Origin of the sequence: Roseibium suaedae, from assembly GCF_900142725.1 — a bacterium.
In the GTDB taxonomy this organism is placed as follows: Bacteria; Pseudomonadota; Alphaproteobacteria; order Rhizobiales; family Stappiaceae; genus Roseibium; species Roseibium suaedae.
Window position 1 is genome coordinate 1 of sequence record NZ_FRBW01000004.1, and the last position, 17714, is coordinate 17714.

The following is a 17714-nucleotide window of genomic DNA, read 5'->3' on the forward strand; positions in this document are numbered from 1 at the left end:
GTAACTCTTACTCTAACTCCAGTCTCTCAACCAGAGCCTCGCAAGAACAACGCCGTCCACGCTTCTCTTCCTTCAAATCCAAATTGTCAAAGAACTCTAACCCGTTGGGCTAGATTGGTTTTCCATCTGCGCCTAAGCGAAAATCAGAAGAACCAGAACCTCCGGAGAGGCCCGAAACAGAGCCGCCTTATCAACCATCCGAAGACCGTTGTCAACGCTCAATTTCAGTAATTTAGAGCGCAAGGCCCTGTCGCCAGCGACGTTGCCGCCGTCGATGAACCGGGTTATAGGCCCCGCCCCCCGAACCGTCAACTCCAAAAACAAACTTTTTCGAACTTTGAAAAATCATCCAACCAACCCCCTGTGGACAAACACTCCCAACACACCCAAAAAACCCACAACACCCCTACGAAAATCAAACAAACAAAAACAATCCACAAAACGTTAACACCAAGTAGGAATTAGGGTTCTGTCTGCAAAGACAATACGCTTGCCAGTCCTCCAGCCGCTGCAATGGCTGCAATTCCCCGTGCTTCGCCGGCTTCTTTTTTCTGATTTTTTTTCAAACCGTGAAAAAGTCGGACTGCAAGTATGGCTCCGGACGCTCCTATCGGGTGACCTCTTGCGAGCGCGCCTCCTTCCGGGTTCACGACATCCTCTCGAAATGTCAGATCCTGGAGTGTCGCCATGGCCTGCGGCGCATAGGCTTCCATCAGTTCCAGCTGCTGATATCGCCTAGGCTCCAATCCTTGCCGCGCCATCAGCTCTGTGATGGCCGCAGTTGGCACGAGTGCTGGCTGGCCTGGATTACCTCCCATAGACAATCCCCCCGAGATGCCAATCATCGGTCCTGAGATTTCCCGCAGGTTCTCTTTCAGGCTCTGGGCAAATTCCGCACTGGCAATCAGTACGGCCGCCGCCGCATCGGCTTCAACTGCCGTTGCCGCAGACAAAAGAGCTGTCTCGGCGTGACCGGCCAGGACCGGACTGCGCAGGGCAACCGCCTGCGAGAGCTGTCTTGAATAGCTGTCTCTCCGGAGTGCCCTATCCGTATTCGCAGACCCGCCAGCCTCGACACACACCAATTCCGGATCAAAGGCCCCAAGCGCCAAGGCTGCGAGCGCCTTGGCATGGGACTGAACCGTATAGGCCGCCTGTTCCTGCCTTGAAAATCCGCGCTCCTCTGCCAGGCGCGCAGCTGCTACCGCGAGATCTGGGTCTTCATAGGGAGCCGGCGCGAAGGACGGGCGCTGATAGGAAACGGGCTCGCGTGCGGCATCGAGCGGGCGATGGGCACGCAGTGGGGACCGGGAGAAGCTTTCCATCCCCCCGGCGATCACGCAGGAAGCAGCGCCAGCTTCGATCAGCCGGCAGCCAAGGAGAATGGCATCCAGACCGGAACAGCATTGGGTATCCATGGTCAGGGCGGGAATTGACGCAGGAAGCCCTGCCCTCAGCGCTGCCATACGCGCCGGATTGCCCCCACCATATAATGCATTGCCGAAAATGACCTGATCGACCTTCTCTGCCGGAAGGCCCGTTTCCGCCAGGAGTGCCTTGATGACGGCAGCAGCGAGTTCATCTGCCTGCAGGGTCTTGAAAGCCCCGCCGCGCGGTGCGACCGGCGTTCTCTTTGCCGCCAGGATCACCGCCCTTGCCCTCATCAGTTCCCCCTTCCAACATCCGCAGGCAATAGCACCCTAGCTTCCAGCTGCTTCAGGTCGATCTTGCCGCCGGCTGTCAGAGGCAGCTCCTTCAGAAGCAGGAAGGCACGCGGCGTACGTGCTCGGCCCAGATGCTGCAGGCAATGCCGGCGCAAGATCCCATCATTCAAGTCACTGCCCGGATGCGCCTGAACCACGGCAATCAGAACGGCCCCGCGCACCTTGTCGGGCTTTGACACGACGGCCGCGAGCGCCACTTTCTCATGAGACAACAGGACCTGCTCCACTTCCTCCGGATAGATGTTCAGACCGGAGGTGATGATCATGCGTTTTTCCCGGCCTGCGAGATACAGGAACCCGTTCTCATCCAGCCGGCCCCGGTCCCCGACCGTCAGCCAGCCATTCTCCCGGGCGATCTCGCTGCCGCCACCACAGATATAGCCATCGAACAGCATGGAGCTGCGAACCCAGATGGTTCCGGTCTCGCCGATGGGCAGAGCGTTCCGGCTGTCGTCCCGGATGGCAATCTCCACACCATGGGCTGCTCTGCCGACAGACCCATCCGGCGGGCAGTCTTCCGGTGCAGAAATGGTGATGAAGCTCATTTCGGATGCGCCGTAGAATTCTACCAGCCGGGCAGACGGGAAGACACTCGCCATGGCCTTGCGGTCTGCCTCACGCCACTTGGCACCACTGGCCAGAAGAAGCCGGACCTTCTTTGCAGCGCCACTGCGGCTCAGCTCTGCCGCAATATAATGGATCTGTGTCGGGGTGGCATAAAGCACCGAGGATCCGGGCGCCTTGAGACAGGTTGCCAGCGCTCGCGGGTTGAAGCGGTCTGCGATTTCCACCGTCGCGCCGCAGACCAGCCCATGAACCGCCCCATATAGATGAAGCGAATGCACCATATTGCCGGGAATGATGACCCGGTCGTCTCCGCCAATGGGAAATTCCGCCGCGCTGACAGCAAAGCTGTCGAGCCAGGACCTGTGGCTCCGGCAATAACCTTTGGGATCACCGGTCGAGCCAGAGGTAAATCCGGCATAGAAAGGATCCTCAGGCTTTGGGTCTTGCCCGAACACGGCATTGGGGTCTTCAGCGGAAGCGTCCACAGGCGCCAAGAATGTCCGGAACGTTGCTTCGTCCAGGATCAGATCGGGGCGGGTTTGCGCCTCGATCCAGCTTCTGCGGGCCTGCGGCCAGGCCGGATCATAGACCATTGCCACCGCGCCCCGGCGGGCGGCGGCGAAAAAGCCGATCAAAAGCTCGGCGGGATTTTCCAGCGAAAGTGCCACCCGGCCGCCTGCCGGCACCAGCTGCCGCAGCCTTTGGCTTAGCTGGACAACGTCCCGGGCCAGTGCCTTGCGGGACCAGGTCCGCCCGCCGCTCGAAAGCGCCGGACGGTCAGGATCTGCTTCCGCCAGGGGCAGCAGCGTGTCACCTACAAAACCCATGGCGTGACCCGCAAAGATAATGAGCCAAGGGCTCAGGAGCGCGACAGAAGCGCCCGGGGCAGGCCGCGGGCCACGGTTTCGGCAACCACGGCGGCAACGACAACCTTGATCGCATCGCCCGGGATGAAGACCGCGCTGCCGGTGGCGGCCTTTGCGAGGCTCATGTCTGCAAGATAGGCAAGACCCGGGATACCGAAGAGATAGACAACGCCGATCCCGCCAACGGTCGCAGCCAGGGCCGCCGCAGGCAGAACCCGCCAGGAGGCAGTCTTCTGCATGATCAGACCGGCAACGAACGCGCCAATCGGCCAGGCAAGGATGAAGCCTGCGCCCGGAGACTGGAAAACGCCAAGACCGCCACGGCCACCAGCCAGAAGCGGCGCACCGAGGGCGACGAGGAAGAGGAACAGCAGGATGGCAAGAGCGCCACGGACCGGGCCGAGCATGACGCCCGCCAGCATGATGCCGAGGGTCTGAGCCGTGACGGGAACACCGCCTGCGACCGGGATGGCAAGCTTCGGCAGGAGGCCCAGCGCCGCCGTCAGGGCCGCATAGAAGGCAATCTGTACCAGTGTGCGGTCATTCATAACCGTTTCCTCCTCCGGCTCTTGCCGGATCGTCTTGAACTCAATTGCGGACCGGGAGCACCGATGTATCGCGCGCGCCAAATCCTTCTGCTCCGCCTCTCGCCGTCAGGGCTTCTGCCACATTGTCAGCCATGGCGAGGGCTTGAAGCATGAAAGGCCCCATCAGCCGCCAGCTCGTGCGCTTTCCGCTGCGGGACTGATAGGCTTCGCGCAGCGAGGAATATACGCTGAGCAGCACCGGTGCAAATCGTAACACCAGTGTCACGGCCAGCGCGGGTTTGCGCGGCGACAGTCCAAGCCAGGACAATGGGGCGAAAAGCGGCATGACCGCTTCCATCATGTCATCCATGCGGGTCGTGATGGTCACCAGATTGGCCAGGAGAATGAGAGCCGTCAGCCGTTCAATGGTGACAACACCCTCACGCCAGTCACCTGTCACCGCGTGAAGCAGAAAGATGATCGCCAGCATCGCGCCCATGGGCCGCAAGGCCTTGACCTGCTGAAGTCCGCCCTTGCCCAGACTTGAATAGGCCAGAAGGGTCAAGGCCAGAAGCGCGCTGAGGATCCAGAAGTCCTGCACCGGAAAGACTGCCATGCTCACGACTGCAAGAAGGATCAGCTTCAGACGGGCCGGCAGCCGGTGGCACCAGGACGCGCCAGGCAGATAGAGGGAGATCAAAACGCATCCCCATCGACGGGAATATCCGCCCGGGCAGAGATATCCGCCTCATAGGCAGGAAGAACATCCTGAGGTGAACCGTCCATCCGAAGACGCCCCCCCTCCATCCAGAGCACCCTGTCATAGGATGTCAAAAGGCTCAGGTCGTGACTGATCATGATGATCCGTTGATCCAGTGCCGCAATGAGGTTCTGGATCCGGCGGGTCGCAAGCCCGTCCAGGGAGGACATGGGCTCGTCCAGCACAAGCAGCTTCGGCTTCATCACCAGCACCGCCAGAATGCAGATCAGCTGCTTCTGCCCCTCGGAGAGATCCGCGAAGGGTTTAGGTCCCAGATGCGCACAGCCATGGCGCTCGAGGAATACACGGGCACCGGAAACGGCCTCCGTCTTTGAAGCCCCAAGCTGGGTCAGGCCAAAGGCGATTTCCTCTTCGACAGTTGGGAAGATCGCCTGGTGATCCGGGTTCTGGAACACAAAGCCCACATAACGCGGCAGGTCCCGCTGCACGGTTTTCGTGTCAGCTCCGAATACACGCACATCCCCGGACGTCGGCAACCGCAGACCGTTCAGCAGCCGGATCAGGCTGCTCTTGCCTGAACCGTTGAGGCCGACAATGCCGATCCGGCGCTCCGAAAGCTTAAGGGAAATGTCCTGCAGGACCTGATGGCCGGTCATCTCCAGGCCAACGTTCTCGAGCACGGCATAAGGGTCTGCGTCCGGATTGAAGGACGATGCTTGCGCGTTTTCCTGCCGTTTGCGAAAGAACGCCATGACTTGCCCGGATCCCCAGTTGCTCAGAGCCCTGCTGGCGGAAGAGCCAACCGGACGCTTATTCACGGCTTGTGATGAATTGTCAAAGCGGCACCCGATCAGGCAACAGGCCCGCTCAGGATCCGGGCTTTGAACTGGGGAGCAGCCAAAACCTCTGCGACACAGTTGATGGCTGTGCGGAATTCGGTCTCACCGGCAATAGATCCCCAGCACAGCCGCATAAAGGGCGCCGGACGGCGGTCGGCCGACTGGAAATATCGCGAGGACAGCGCGGCAACACCCCTGCGGCGCAGCTCGGCCTCCACGGCGCCAGGGTCCGTTTCCGGATCAAGATGCAGCCAGCCGAAGACCTTGTCCATCCCGCCTTCGACCCGCTCCTCACCCAACAGTTCTCCGGCAACAGCAAACCGAGCGGCATTCACCCGCCTCTTTTCCAGAAGGGTCCGCTTCAAGGTGCCATCCGCAATCCAGCCGGACACAAGTTCCGCAGTGATCGGCGAGGCCATCCAAGTGCTTTCGCCGATGAGGCTGCGCACCGCGCTGCCATATTCCTTCGGCACATGGACGAACCCGATCCGGCTGCCGGGCGACAGAAGCTTGGAAATGCTGGCAATGGAAGCGGTCAGCTCCGGAGCCAGTGTGCCCAGGGCCGGAAGCTCATCCCTGACAAAAGGGGTGTAGGGGTCATCTTCAATGATGCGCAGTCCATGCCTTCGGGCAACGTCCACCAGAGCCTCGCGCTCGGCAAGGCTCATCGTGTGGGCGGTCGGATTGTGCATATTGGGCATCAGGAAGACACCGCGAACCCCTTCCGTTCTGGCGGCCGCTGCCAAGGCGTCCGGATCCATGGACAGAAACCGGCCCTCAGCACTGCGCAGCATGGGCAGGGGCACAAGCTTCAAGCCCAGATGCGGGGCTGAGTTCAAGAGCGAAGGATAGGTGAAGGCATCCACCGCCACCGCGTCTCCTGGCCGGAAAAGCGCCTGAAGCAGAACCTGGATGCCATGCTGGGCACCGCAGGTCACTGCGATATTCGACGGATCAGCGGACAGCCGGAACAACCGGAACAACCGGGCCCCTGCCTCCCGGTGGTGGGCGAGCCCCTCGGAGGGAACAAAGCCGTTCAGACGCTCGATCCCGGGCGTGCGCGACAGCCGGGACAATCCCTTGGCCAGATCAGGATTGAGATGCGGAAAGGCAAAGTTCCGGGCCAGATCCAGCTCGCCCGTGCGGTCTTCCCTCGGGATCAGAGGCGAGGCCTCGATCTCTGCGGGAGCCACATAAGTCCCTCGCCCCGTCTCTCCCCGCAAAAGCCGCCGGCGTTCGGCCTCCCGGTAGGCCCGGGTGATCGTGCCGAGGGTTACCCCCAGCTGATAGGCCAGCTCACGCTGAGGCGGAAGCTTGGTTCCGACCGGCAAGGCGCCAGACCGGATATCAGCCTCCATGGCATCGGCCACGGCCAGATAGATCGGGCCTGAGGCAGCAGAAATGTCGGGACACCAGATTGTCATGAGGACAATAATTACATTGACGCTGAAACAAACTCAAGCAATTGCTGTTCTCACCCTGAATTGTATCGATTGTATCACATAATGGACAGCACAGCTCTTGCCGCTTTCGCCTTGTTCGTTGCCGTCATGACCGGCACGCCAGGCCCCGGGAACCTGACTTTCATGGCGATTGGCGCGGCCTCAGGCTATCGCACCGCCTTTCCGGTCATTCTGGCCTCCCAGATTGGCTCGATCTGTCTGAACCTTTGCGTTGCCTTCGGTCTTGGCCACGTGATGGCGCAGGGCGGACCGCTGGTAATGGTCTTCAAGCTCCTGAGCATGGGCTACATGACCTATCTGGCCTGGCGCATCGTGTCGCTGAGCATCCGGCCAAAAGGTACAGTCACCTTGCCCAGCTTCTGGGAAGGACTGCTGATTCATCCCCTCAGCCCGAAGACCTGGGCCATGAGCCTGGTCGCCTTCACCACTTTCTTTGCAGGCAACAGCCTGAGCATCGGCCAGAATGCGCTGATCCTGACAGGGGGCTTCATCACCGGCGGCATGATCGCCCATTCGATCTGGGCACTGCTTGGGGTTTCCATCCTCGCACTTCTTGGCGAGGGCAGAGCCTTGCGGGTCACCACTGTATTGATGGCGGCAGGAATGCTTGCCGCCACTGCCTGGGCAATGCTGCTTTAGCGCCCGGATTGCCCGGCTTTCACCTGACGGGCCAGACAGCGCTGGTGTTCCATCTGCTCCCGCAGCTCGCGATGCCAGCGCTGGTCAAAACCGTCACCGGTCTGCAACGGACCTTCCAGGCCAGCATCCCGGATGAGATGTTCGGACAGCGCAGAGACTGGCCGCCGGGCAATTCCCGACCGCAGGCCGATCACCGGGAGACGCATAAGGAAAACAAGGACAGACTTCAGGGAAATAGGCATAGCACGGCCGTTCTGCCGAACCTGTGGGTTCGCAGTCATTGAGGAGATACTCCGGTGGTTTACAGGCGATGTTTTCGCCCAAGCCGGGGTTTCTGACCAACCAAATTTCAGCTACTATGCATAAGGAGACCTTATGCATGAATCAGCCCCTACCCCCTTTGTCCGCTATCCGCGTCTTTGATGCAGCCAGCCGCCATCTGAGCTTTACAAAGGCTGCGGACGAACTGGGAATGACCCAGGCTGCCGTGAGCTATCAGATCCGCATTCTTGAAGAGAACCTGGGTTTCCAGGTCTTTGTCCGCCTGCCACGGCGGATCGAACTGACTGAGCGCGGTATCCGGCTCGCACAGCGGGTCACGACCTCATTCGCGGATCTCAGGGAAGCCTTCTCGGAAGTTCGCACCACGACCACCTCCCTTTTGACCATCTCCAGCAACACAACCTTTGCAATGCGCTGGCTTTCCCAGCGGATCCATTTCTTTGAGCTGGAATACCCGGATCTGAACGTCCGGATCATGCCCTATGGGCCTGCTTCGTCACCGGAGTTCCAGAGCGCGGACGTGGTGCTCTCCGCCTGCTACCCGCCTCCCCAGGACTGGCACAAGGTTGCGCTGGTGAGAGCCAATTGCACGCCGATGCTGAGCCCGAAGCTTGCGGCGTCCTACGGTCCGATCACAAAGCCGGAAGACCTTCTGAACCTGCCGATCATCGATGCGCATGATCCCTGGTGGCAGGTCTGGTTCACGGAGGCGGGCCTGCCGAATGTCGACTTCAGCCACCTGCCCTCCTCCCGCATGGGATCACAGGCACTGGAGGCCAGCAGGGCGATTTCGGGCCAGGGCGTTGCGATCCTGACACCCTATTTCTGCAAGGAATCCCTTGAGCGGGGAGAGCTGCTCCAACCTTTCGACCAGGTGTCTGACATCGATGGGGAACACTGGTCGCTGAGCTATTCAAAGCTGAATGGCCGGTCCCGGAAGGTGCAACTGTTCCGGGACTGGATGCTGAGCGAGCTGCGCCGGGATGGCGCCCTGATGGAAATGGCGGAGGCTTGAGCCTCCGCCGTCCCTCTGTCACTGAGTAAAGACGATCGTCTTGTTGCCGACTATGATCACCCGGTTTTCCATGTGGTACTTCACGGCACGGGCCAGAACGCGGGATTCAATGTCGCGGCCGCGGGCCACGAAATCCTGCGCCGACATCGAATGGCTGACGCGCTCGGCGTCCTGTTCGATGATCGGCCCTTCGTCCAGATCGGCGGTAACATAATGTGCCGTCGCTCCGATCATCTTCACGCCCCGCTGGTGGGCCTGATGATAGGGACGTGCGCCCTTGAAGCTCGGCAGGAAGGAGTGGTGAATGTTGATCACCTTGCCGAAGAGACGCTTCGACATGTTGTCGGACAGAACCTGCATGTAACGGGCAAGAACCACCAGATCCGCATCGGTTTCATGCACCAGCTTGAGCAGACGCTCTTCCTGCTCGGCCTTGTTGTCCTTGTTCACCGGCCAATGATGGAAGGGAATGCCCTCATTTTCGGCCGTCCGGGCGCTGTCTTCATGGTTCGACACAATGGCAACGACTTCCGCATCCAGCCAGCCGACCCGGATCTGATACAGCAAATGCAGCAGGGCGTGGTCGAACTTGGAAACCATGACAATCATGCGCGGGCGGCGCGACATGTCATAGAGGGACGTCTTCATGTCGAAACGCGAAATGGCAGGAGCAAGTGCACGCTGAAGACTGTCAACGGTCGCGGGCTCCGGCACCAGAATGGCAATACGCATGAAGAAGCGGTTGGTTGCCTGATCCCAGAACTGATTGCTTTCGGCGATATTCGCGCCGAGATCCGCAAGCTCAGTGGTTACAGCAGCCACGATACCCGGCCGGTCTTCACAAGACAGGGTGAATACAAAAAGACGGTCGGACACTTCTTCTTCTCCATTACCGCGGGGGCCGCGTGCTCGGCGCCTCTCTTCTCCCAGCTGGTGCAGGCAGTCAAGCAAATCAGCTTTCATGGCTGGTGAGACCGCCCTGCCGGCGGCAGTTATCTGTGGTCAAATATGAACAGAACCCATGAGGATCGCAGCAGATTTGATGCAATTTTAACTATGTTTGTCACGACTACCTTAACCAAGACGCGCGAGAGTCTGCCGTGGGAAGGGACTTTTAATCGGAAGGGACCGGGTGATGAGACTCCCCGTCAGAAACCTCGCGTGCATTCTTGCCGCTTCGCTGCTCCTGTCAGGATGCGCAGGCTGGTTCTCGAGCAGTGACGTCGCCTATCACGACACGCGCTGGTGCGTGCCGGGCAAGCTGAAGCGGGTTCTCAACCGCGTGGCCGACCGCTACGGCCATGTCACCGTCACCTCGACCAACCGCTGGTGGCTCGAGAACTGGTGGAAGGGTGGCGCAAGCAGTTCCTACCACCTGAGCTGCGATGCGGTGGATTTCAAGGTCCGGGGCGATCCGAACTCGGTCATTGCCTATCTGAAATCCCAGAAGGATGTGGGCGGCTATAAATATTACCGCGCCGGCCACTATCACATCGACATCGGCCCGCGTCGGACCTGGTAAGGCGGGCAGGATCCTGTTCCGCCCCTACCCGATCTGACCTTCAGACGAGTTCGCCCAGCTCCAGCGACATTTCCCAGGCAACCGGATCATAGCCGAGCAGGATCTTGTTCTTCCCTTCGGCAATCGGCCGCTTGATGGTGGAGGGATGCTCCAGCATCACTTCGATGGCGGTCTCTGCATTGGTCACACCGTCCTGGGTTTCATCGTCGAGCTTGCGCCAGGTCGTTCCCTTCCGGTTCAGTACCATTTCCCAGCCGAACTCACTCACGAATTGACGGAGCTTTTCAGCGTCGACGCCGTCCTTCTTGTAGTCGTGGAAACTGTAGGCAACGCCAGCCTCCTCAAGGAACTTGCGGGCCTTCTTGACCGTATCGCAGTTCTTGATGCCGTAGACCTTCATGGCAGATCCTTCTCCAGTTTGCGCCCGAATCGGCGCAAACCTTTGCCTTTCACTCCCAAGGTTTCAACCCCAAAGACGCAGAAGACCTCAAACCGCGAGCTTGCCCGGGTTCATCAGGCCGTAAGGATCGGCAATCCGCTTGAACTCCGGCTGAGGCGCATCGACTCTTTTCCAGCCGGCATTGTTCAGCACATAGGTGTGGGGGTTCGAGACCTGCGCTCCAAGTTCCTCGATCCGCGCCATGACCTCGTTCAACCGCTCATCCGATGAGTACTGCACCAGCGGCAGGGCCGAACAGGTCACCCGGCCGAACCGGCGCTGAAACTCCAGATGCAACAGAACCTCGTCACCAAATTCCGCAGCCACACGCTCGGCCACTTCCAGATTGGTTTCCGGCGGAAACCGGAGCTGGAGATAGGTGACAGCCGGGTCGCGCTTCAAGGCATGAAGCGTCGTGTGGTTCCAGGTGTATTCGTAAAGCGGTCCATAAGTTCCATGACCCTCGAATGCGGCCGCCTGCGCGTCCTGAGCCCCGCGCTCGAAAACGACTTCGCCGTCGAATTGAGCCGCCAAATGGGCCATCGCCCCGGCCTGCGGTTCACTCACCATGATGATCGCCGCCGCCTTTCCTTCCGGCACCAGCTTGCCCACCCGGCCCAGCTTGGGAGGAATGCGTTGGTCGAAGACGGAAACAAGCTTCTTGGCAATGCCATCTGCCTCGGTAAAGGCCTGTCCGAAGGCTGCCGCCTTCTTGAAGTCCGGAAAGGCCACGATCCGCTCCGCCCAGGGGTGAGCTGGAGCAAGCGGAACGGTGACGGAGACAATGATGCCATTTATGCCATAGGCATGGAGAACCTTGAGCACATCAGGCCCATCCAGCCTGATAAGTTTCGGCTCTTCCTCGATGGTCACCACCTCAACAGCAAGAACGGCTCCCGGATCCGCCAGCTGGCCCCAGGTGCAGGACCCGGCCCCCGCAGCGCCTCCGGCAACAAATCCACCGATCGTCGCCTGTTTGCGCGTCGACGGATAGAACCGGAGTTCCCAGCCCTTGGGCGCCAGCGCCTTGTCAATCTCCAGCATCGTTGCCCCGGCCTCGAACGTGCCAACGCCCGGTGCCACATTCACCACCCGGTCAAGACCGGCCATGTCGATGACCAGCCCGCCTTCCAGCGGCACTGCCTGCCCGTAATTGCCCGTGCCGCCGCCGCGCACAGTCACAATGCTGCGGGATTTGGCAGCTGCTGCCGCAACTTGCATCACATCGGCAATCGTCTTGGGCCGCACCACAAGATCCGCCCGGCAGCTCTCCAGCTCCCGTTTCAGAACCGGAGAGAACCAGAAAAAGTCCCGGCTCTTGAGCTTCAAGGTCGCGGGATCGCTGGCAAGCTCCAGATCCTTCAGGTCGATTTCCAGCTGAGATGTTAGGGACACGGAATGATCTCCAGACGTAGGGCGGGAAGTACCTGCTCCGCAGTAGACTCACAGGAACAGACGTTTGTCGTCCTCTAGAAGCAATCTGCACGCCAAAGGAAAACCTGAAGGCAGTTTGCGGGAACCTAGTGTATCAAAGACTTGGAACACCAACCAACCCGGAAGCCTTCCTGAATGAGCAAGCAGATCAAGCATCCCCCCAGCAGCGGTCCTCTGGAGCAACGCATCCGGCTCGCTTCCGGACTTGTTCTGTTTTCATTCGCGCTCATGCATTTCCTCAACCACACGCTGGGCAACCTCTCCCTGCAGTGGATGGAGCGGGGACTGGAGTTCTTTGGCACCATCTGGTACTCGGCCGCCGGTGCTGTCCTTCTTTACGCAGCACTTCTGACCCATGTCTGTCTTGCGCTCTGGAAGACGGTGAAGCGCAGAACCTGGCGGATGCCGGTTTGGGAAGCGGCGCAGTTGTTCCTGGGCCTTCTCATTCCTTATGTGCTCATCAAGCACATCATCGTCACACGCGGCGCGACCCTGCAATTCGGCTCGACCATCGGCTACAAATATGAGCTATTCTCGCTCTGGCCAAGCAGCGCCATCCTTCAGAGTGGTCTCTTGGTCATCGTCTGGCTGCATGGCTGCATCGGGCTGCACTACTGGCTGAGAATGAAGCCCTGGTACGCCCGCATCCGCACGACGCTTGCCTGCATTGCTCTCCTGATCCCCATTCTCGCCCTGACTGGCTGGACCTCCGAAGCACGGCGGGTGATCCTCAACGGCCAGGGTTTCACGGCAGAAGGCATTGCCAGCCATACGGGCCGGACCACAGGACTTCCCTTCCTCACCGTTGAACAGAAGGCAGCTCTCCTTGAACAGGTCGAAATCGTCCGCAACGGCTTCTACCTGATCGCGCTCGCCATTTTTGTCTTCATGATTGCGCGGCACGTCTACACGGCCTTCTCCCGCAAGATCACCATTCAATATCTCGATGGCCGGACAGTGAAATCCGCTCCCGGCCCAACGCTGCTTGAAATCAGCCGGATGAAGAGCATCCCGCACATGTCTGTCTGCGGCGGGCGTGGGCGCTGCTCCACCTGCCGGACGCTGATCCTGGCCGGGCAATCCCGGCTCGCGCCTCCCAATGCCATCGAGCGGCAGGTCCTCAAGCGGATCGACGCCCGCTCAAATGTGCGCCTTGCCTGCCAGTTCCGCCCCGTTGACGACATGGTGGTGCGGCCCCTCTTCAATGCCACCCGCCCGCTTGCCCGCGACGGGATCTATGACCGCTACCGCTGGGGTGTGGAACAGCCGATCGCCGTCATGTTCATCGACCTGCGCGGCTTTACGTCCCTCAGCGAAGGCAAGCTGCCATTCGACGTGGTTTTCATTTTGAACCGCTACGTGGATGGCGTCGTCCGCACGGTGCAGAAGGCCGGCGGCATGGTCGACAAGGTCATGGGCGACGGGGTCATGGTGCTCTTCGGCGTGGACAGCAATCTGGCAGACGGCGTTTCTTCGGCTCTTGCTGCGATCTCGGCACTGAATGAAGAGCTTGCCCAGGTCAACAAGGACCTGAAGGACCACATCGACAAGCCGCTTCGCATTGCCGTCGGCATGCATGCGGGCACAGTCATTCTGGGCCGCATTGGCCTGGAAGGGCGCGGCGGTGTCGCCTCGGGCCTGACCGCTCTGGGCGATGTCGTCAATGTGGCAAGCCGCCTGGAAGGCGTTGCCAAGGAAGAGAATGTCGTCGCCGCTATTTCTCACGATGTTTTTGAAGCGACCGGCATCTGGCCGGACAAGCCGGGGACCACCCGGCTCGTGACCGTTCGCGGCCGGCAAGCTCCCCTGGCAGTCGCCTGTGTCGACGATGTTCGCCAGCTCTCCACCCCGGTTCCCATTCCTCTGGGCAGATCCGCATAATTATCAAGGACATAATCTTGCTCATTCCGATGCGGAAGGATACGAATAATATAAACTCGCCTTGAAACTCCGGCCCATAGCCGCTCAACTGCCTTCCAGTGGACGGGAATGGATCCGTTGCGGCGCTCACCGGCCGGAATTCCTGTGCGAGGGTGAAAACACCCGGCTAACCGGATCAAGCATGTGAGGGGTCATGAGCAAATTCGGAAAGAGTTTTGCCGCAATCTTTGTAGCAGCCAGCGCGCTGGCACCGGCGGCACAGGCCGCAACGCTGAAATTTGCCTATCAGGGACCACTGACCCAGCTTGATCCGTACAGCCTGAACGAGACGTTCACGCTGTCGATGCTCGGCAACGTCTATGAAGGCCTCATCCGGCGGAACGAAAAGCTGGAAATCGAGCCCGCCCTGGCCGAAAGCTGGGAATTGGTTGATCCAACCCGGTGGCGCTTTCATCTGCGCAAGGGTGTGAAATTCCAGAACGGCAACGACTTCACCGCCGACGATGTTGTCTTCTCCGTTGACCGCCTGCGTGGCGAAGGGTCTGACCTCACCTCCCGCCTCCCCAAGGACACAAAAGTGGAAGTGGTCGACGCCCACACAGTCGACTTCGTTCTGTCCTCGCCCAATCCGATCCTTCCCTCGGAATGGGAAACCATGTTCATCATGGACAAGGAATGGACTGAAGAACATGACGCGGTGAAGATCACCTCTGCGTCAGACACCACGCCCAATTACGCCAGCCTTCATGCCAATGGTACCGGCCCGTTCAAGGTCACGATGCATGAGCCCGGCGTTCAGACCACCTTCGAGAAATTCGATGGCTGGTGGGACACGGCAAAGCACAATCTGGACAAGGTGGAATTCACGCCGATCGGTTCCGACGCCACCCGCGTTGCAGCGCTGCTGTCTGGCGAGATGGACATGGTCTATCCCGTGCCTGTGCAGGATCTGAAGCGGATCGACGGCAATGGCAGCACCCGCGTGATGACCGGACCGGAGCTTCGCACGATTTTCCTGGGTATGGATCAGACGCGCGACGAACTGCTCTATTCCAGCGTGAAGGGCAAGAACCCGTTCAAGGATGTCCGCGTCCGCAAGGCCTTTTATCAGGCCATCGACATTGACGGCATCAGCCAGAAGATCATGCGCGGCATGTCGACGCCCTCGGCGCTGATGATCTCTCCGCTGCTCTTCTCCCGCTCCGGCGAGTTCCATCGCTATCCGTATGACCCCAAGGCCGCCAAGGCTTTGCTCGAGGACGCGGGCTATCCGGACGGATTTTCCATCGGCATGGATTGCCCGAATGACCGCTATGTCAACGACGACGCGATCTGTCAGGCGGTCGCCTCCATGCTGGCGCGCATCAATGTGAAGGTGAATCTGAACGCCCAGCCCAAGGCGAAGTATTTCGCCCGCATCCTGTATTCGGGCGGCTATGACACATCGTTCTACATGCTCGGCTGGACCCCGCCGTCTTTCGACAGCTGGAACATCCTCGCCGATCTGGAAGCCTGCCGGGATGATCAGGGCAATGGCGGCGCCTTCAATATCGGTGGCTATTGCAACCCCAAGGTCGACGAACTGGCCAAGCAGATCCTCGTCGAAAACGATCCGAAGACCCGTGACGACCTGATCGCCCAGGCCTTCACGCTCACCCATGAGGACGTTTCCTACATTCCCCTGCACCAGCAAAGCCTGGCCTGGGGTGTATCCGACAAGCTGACCCTCGCTCAGAGGGCCGACGACCAGTTCCTTTTCCGCTTCGTGACCAAGAACTGAGCCCTTCCGCATTGCCGCCTCCGGAGAAACCGGAGGCGGCCTCCAGCCACAAGATGCGCAGGTCCCGATGTTAGGCTTTGCCCTCCGCCGCTTTGTTCAGGCTGTGATCGTCATGTTGGCGGTCGCCTTGATCGCCTTCTCCATGTTTCGCTTCGTGGGGGATCCGGTCAACCAGATGGTGGGGATGGAAACCAGCATCGAGGCACGCGAGGCCCTGAGGGAAAGGCTCGGACTGAATGATCCGCTTCCGCTTCAGTTCACACGGTTTGTGACCAACGCGGCGCAATTCGATTTTGGGACGTCCTATCAGTTCCGCCAGCCGGTCGCCGATCTCTTTGCCAAGCGCATTCCTGCAACCCTGGAACTGAGCTTCACCTCGGCCCTCTTCGCGCTTCTGGCCGGTATCCCGATGGGCATCTATGCCGGGTTGAACCGAGAGTCCTGGCTCTCCAAGCTGTTCCTGTCGGTTTCCCTGATCGGCATTTCCCTGCCGACATTCTTTATTGGCATACTGCTGATCTTCCTGTTTTCCGTCACGCTTCAGTGGCTGCCGAGTTTCGGGCGGGGCGATGTGGTGGAGATCGGTTCCTGGTGGACCACCGGTTTCTTGACCGTTTCGGGCCTCAAGGCCCTCATCCTGCCTTCCATCACCCTTGGTCTCTACCAGATGACCCTGATCATGCGGCTGATCCGGGCGGAAATGCTGGAAGTCATCCGCACCGACTACATCAAGTTCGCCAGAGCCCGCGGCCTCAGCAACAGGGCCATCTATCTGCGCCACGCCCTGAAGAACACGCTGATCCCGGTGATCACCATCACCGGTTTGCAGCTCGGATCGATCATCGCCTTTGCCACTATCACGGAGACCGTGTTCCAGTGGCCTGGCATGGGGCTTCTGTTCCTTCAGGCAGTTCAGAACGTCGATATACCGGTCATGGCCGCCTATCTGATCCTGACCGCCTTCCTGTTCGTGTCGATCAACTTCATCGTCGACATTCTCTATTTCCTCATCGACCCGCGCCTGCGGGTGAAGCAAGCCTGACGGAGAGACGCATGGGCCCCTCAGGACAAGACCAGACCAGCTCTGCCGCCCCGGCCCCATCAGTCCTTCGCCGGGTTCTGGACAGCGACCTCACCCATTCATTCCTGCGGTCGAAGGTGACTGTCGCTGCTGCCACAGGAACGCTGCTCTTCGTTCTGGCCGCAATTCTTGCGCCCATGATTGCCCCTCATGATCCGTTTGATCTTGCGGGGCTGTCGATCATGGATGCCCGCATTCCGCCGGTCTGGATGGAATATGGCGAGCCCCGCTTTCTGCTGGGAACCGACGATCAGGGCCGCGACCTCCTTTCAGGCATTCTCTATGGCCTCCGGATTTCGCTGATTGTCGGAATATGTTCTGTCTTCGCCGCCGCCGCCATCGGCATCAGTCTAGGCTTGGTCGCAGGCTATGCAGGCGGAAAGATCGACGCCCTGATCATGCGCATCGCCGATGTGCAACTGACCTTCCCGGCCATCCTGATCGCCCTTCTGATCGACGGTGCGGTGCGCGGGATCTTCGGAAACCTCGACCGGGAGATCTTCTCCTTCTGGATCCTGATCTGCTCCCTCGCCCTGTCCTTCTGGGTGCAATACGCCAGAACCGTGCGCAGTTCGACCCTGGTGGAAAAGAACAAGGAATATGTCCAGGCAGCCCGCGTGATCGGAATTCCGTCTGTCATCATCATGATCCGTCATATCCTGCCGAATGTCCTCGGGCCGGTGTTCGTGATTGCGACCATCAATCTGGCACTGGCAATCGTGACGGAGGCAACCCTGTCCTTCCTCGGCGTCGGCATGCCCTCCACCCAGCCCTCTCTTGGAACGCTGATCTCGATCGGCAACGACTTCCTCTACTCAGGCGAATGGTGGATCGCGATCTTCCCCGGCGTGGCGCTCGCTGTCCTTGTGCTGAACGTCAATCTTCTGGGCGACTGGCTGCGGGACGCCCTGAACCCGAAACTGCGCTGAAGGAC

The 17714-nt window shown here is 59.9% G+C and carries 17 protein-coding genes; 7 read left to right on the forward strand and 10 right to left on the reverse strand.

The window, feature by feature from the left end; all coding sequences use genetic code 11:
• Window positions 1-461: 461 nt before the first annotated feature.
• From BUA94_RS16365 to BUA94_RS16390, 6 genes are all read right to left on the reverse strand, one after another.
• Entirely contained in the window at window positions 462-1664 is a 1203-nt protein-coding gene (locus tag BUA94_RS16365) for a thiolase family protein (protein WP_073014435.1), read from the reverse strand.
• Complete coding sequence (locus BUA94_RS16370) at window positions 1664-3118, reverse strand: AMP-binding protein (RefSeq protein WP_073014436.1); 1455 nt, start codon at window positions 3116-3118, stop codon at window positions 1664-1666. Before BUA94_RS16370 ends, BUA94_RS16365 begins: the two co-directional genes overlap by 1 nt.
• Before the next feature lie 32 nt (window positions 3119-3150).
• Entirely contained in the window at window positions 3151-3705 is a 555-nt protein-coding gene (locus BUA94_RS16375; protein ID WP_073014437.1) for a biotin transporter BioY, read from the reverse strand.
• Between the two features lie 40 nt (window positions 3706-3745).
• Window positions 3746-4384 carry an energy-coupling factor transporter transmembrane component T family protein gene (locus tag BUA94_RS16380; RefSeq protein WP_073014438.1) on the reverse strand — a complete coding sequence of 213 codons (639 nt, stop codon included), beginning with the start codon at window positions 4382-4384 and terminating at the stop codon, window positions 3746-3748.
• Window positions 4381-5157, reverse strand: coding sequence for an energy-coupling factor ABC transporter ATP-binding protein (locus tag BUA94_RS16385; RefSeq protein ID WP_084082088.1), 777 nt, complete (start codon window positions 5155-5157; stop codon window positions 4381-4383). Before BUA94_RS16385 ends, BUA94_RS16380 begins: the two co-directional genes overlap by 4 nt.
• A 98-nt stretch (window positions 5158-5255) precedes the next feature.
• A complete protein-coding gene (locus BUA94_RS16390; RefSeq protein ID WP_084082089.1) occupies window positions 5256-6668 on the reverse strand; it encodes an aminotransferase-like domain-containing protein in 1413 nt (470 codons plus the stop codon).
• Window positions 6669-6749: 81 nt separating this feature from the next.
• Between BUA94_RS16390 and BUA94_RS16395 the strand changes: the two genes are divergently transcribed.
• On the forward strand, window positions 6750-7346 hold the full coding sequence (locus BUA94_RS16395; RefSeq protein ID WP_073014861.1) for a LysE family translocator: 597 nt from the start codon (window positions 6750-6752) through the stop codon (window positions 7344-7346).
• Here BUA94_RS16395 and BUA94_RS16400 read toward each other — a convergent pair.
• The gene (locus BUA94_RS16400) at window positions 7343-7588 is read right to left on the reverse strand and encodes a hypothetical protein (protein WP_073014439.1); all 246 of its coding nucleotides are present in this window, start codon (window positions 7586-7588) and stop codon (window positions 7343-7345) included. The genes BUA94_RS16395 and BUA94_RS16400 overlap by 4 nt on opposite strands.
• Window positions 7589-7725: 137 nt before the next feature.
• Here BUA94_RS16400 and BUA94_RS16405 point away from each other — a divergent pair, with 137 nt between their 5' ends.
• Window positions 7726-8643 carry a LysR family transcriptional regulator gene (locus BUA94_RS16405; protein WP_073014440.1) on the forward strand — a complete coding sequence of 306 codons (918 nt, stop codon included), beginning with the start codon at window positions 7726-7728 and terminating at the stop codon, window positions 8641-8643.
• An 18-nt stretch (window positions 8644-8661) separates the two neighbouring features.
• On the opposite strand, the gene purU is transcribed toward BUA94_RS16405, so the two are convergent.
• Complete coding sequence (gene purU / locus BUA94_RS16410) at window positions 8662-9519, reverse strand: formyltetrahydrofolate deformylase (RefSeq protein WP_073014862.1); 858 nt, start codon at window positions 9517-9519, stop codon at window positions 8662-8664.
• A 259-nt stretch (window positions 9520-9778) separates the two neighbouring features.
• Here purU and BUA94_RS16415 point away from each other — a divergent pair, with 259 nt between their 5' ends.
• Window positions 9779-10165, forward strand: a complete 387-nt coding sequence (locus BUA94_RS16415) for a YcbK family protein (protein WP_073014441.1) — start codon at window positions 9779-9781, stop codon at window positions 10163-10165.
• Window positions 10166-10205: 40 nt separating this feature from the next.
• Here BUA94_RS16415 and BUA94_RS16420 read toward each other — a convergent pair whose 3' ends face one another.
• Window positions 10206-10565, reverse strand: a complete 360-nt coding sequence (locus BUA94_RS16420; RefSeq protein WP_073014442.1) for an ArsC family reductase — start codon at window positions 10563-10565, stop codon at window positions 10206-10208.
• Between the two features lie 87 nt (window positions 10566-10652).
• Window positions 10653-11999, reverse strand: a complete 1347-nt coding sequence (locus BUA94_RS16425) for an FAD-binding oxidoreductase (protein WP_073014443.1) — start codon at window positions 11997-11999, stop codon at window positions 10653-10655.
• Between the two features lie 174 nt (window positions 12000-12173).
• Between BUA94_RS16425 and BUA94_RS16430 the strand changes: the two genes are divergently transcribed.
• The 4 genes from BUA94_RS16430 (at window position 12174) to BUA94_RS16445 (ending at window position 17709) form a co-directional block, all read left to right on the forward strand.
• Window positions 12174-13919, forward strand: coding sequence for an adenylate/guanylate cyclase domain-containing protein (locus tag BUA94_RS16430; protein ID WP_073014444.1), 1746 nt, complete (start codon window positions 12174-12176; stop codon window positions 13917-13919).
• A gap of 193 nt (window positions 13920-14112) precedes the next feature.
• Window positions 14113-15699, forward strand: a complete 1587-nt coding sequence (locus tag BUA94_RS16435; RefSeq protein WP_073014445.1) for an ABC transporter substrate-binding protein — start codon at window positions 14113-14115, stop codon at window positions 15697-15699.
• Between the two features lie 67 nt (window positions 15700-15766).
• On the forward strand, window positions 15767-16741 hold the full coding sequence (locus BUA94_RS16440; protein WP_073014446.1) for an ABC transporter permease: 975 nt from the start codon (window positions 15767-15769) through the stop codon (window positions 16739-16741).
• 11 nt (window positions 16742-16752) lie between these two features.
• Window positions 16753-17709: an ABC transporter permease gene (locus tag BUA94_RS16445; RefSeq protein ID WP_073014447.1), complete on the forward strand. Its 957-nt coding sequence runs from the start codon at window positions 16753-16755 to the stop codon at window positions 17707-17709.
• Window positions 17710-17714 lie beyond the last annotated feature (5 nt).

What these genes read in the sequence shown, in the direction of transcription:
- BUA94_RS16365 (WP_073014435.1), bottom strand. Translation starts at nt 1,664, where the DNA reads ATGAGGGCAAGGGCGGTGATCCTGGCGGCAAAGAGAACGCCGGTCGCA.
- BUA94_RS16370 (WP_073014436.1), bottom strand. Translation starts at nt 3,118, where the DNA reads ATGGGTTTTGTAGGTGACACGCTGCTGCCCCTGGCGGAAGCAGATCCT.
- BUA94_RS16385 (WP_084082088.1), bottom strand. Translation starts at nt 5,157, where the DNA reads ATGGCGTTCTTTCGCAAACGGCAGGAAAACGCGCAAGCATCGTCCTTC.
- BUA94_RS16395 (WP_073014861.1), top strand. Translation starts at nt 6,750, where the DNA reads ATGGACAGCACAGCTCTTGCCGCTTTCGCCTTGTTCGTTGCCGTCATG.
- BUA94_RS16435 (WP_073014445.1), top strand. Translation starts at nt 14,113, where the DNA reads ATGAGCAAATTCGGAAAGAGTTTTGCCGCAATCTTTGTAGCAGCCAGC.
- BUA94_RS16430 (WP_073014444.1), top strand. Translation starts at nt 12,174, where the DNA reads ATGAGCAAGCAGATCAAGCATCCCCCCAGCAGCGGTCCTCTGGAGCAA.
- BUA94_RS16375 (WP_073014437.1), bottom strand. Translation starts at nt 3,705, where the DNA reads ATGAATGACCGCACACTGGTACAGATTGCCTTCTATGCGGCCCTGACG.
- BUA94_RS16390 (WP_084082089.1), bottom strand. Translation starts at nt 6,668, where the DNA reads ATGACAATCTGGTGTCCCGACATTTCTGCTGCCTCAGGCCCGATCTAT.
- BUA94_RS16440 (WP_073014446.1), top strand. Translation starts at nt 15,767, where the DNA reads ATGTTAGGCTTTGCCCTCCGCCGCTTTGTTCAGGCTGTGATCGTCATG.
- BUA94_RS16400 (WP_073014439.1), bottom strand. Translation starts at nt 7,588, where the DNA reads ATGCCTATTTCCCTGAAGTCTGTCCTTGTTTTCCTTATGCGTCTCCCG.
- BUA94_RS16415 (WP_073014441.1), top strand. Translation starts at nt 9,779, where the DNA reads ATGAGACTCCCCGTCAGAAACCTCGCGTGCATTCTTGCCGCTTCGCTG.
- BUA94_RS16445 (WP_073014447.1), top strand. Translation starts at nt 16,753, where the DNA reads ATGGGCCCCTCAGGACAAGACCAGACCAGCTCTGCCGCCCCGGCCCCA.
- BUA94_RS16420 (WP_073014442.1), bottom strand. Translation starts at nt 10,565, where the DNA reads ATGAAGGTCTACGGCATCAAGAACTGCGATACGGTCAAGAAGGCCCGC.
- BUA94_RS16405 (WP_073014440.1), top strand. Translation starts at nt 7,726, where the DNA reads ATGAATCAGCCCCTACCCCCTTTGTCCGCTATCCGCGTCTTTGATGCA.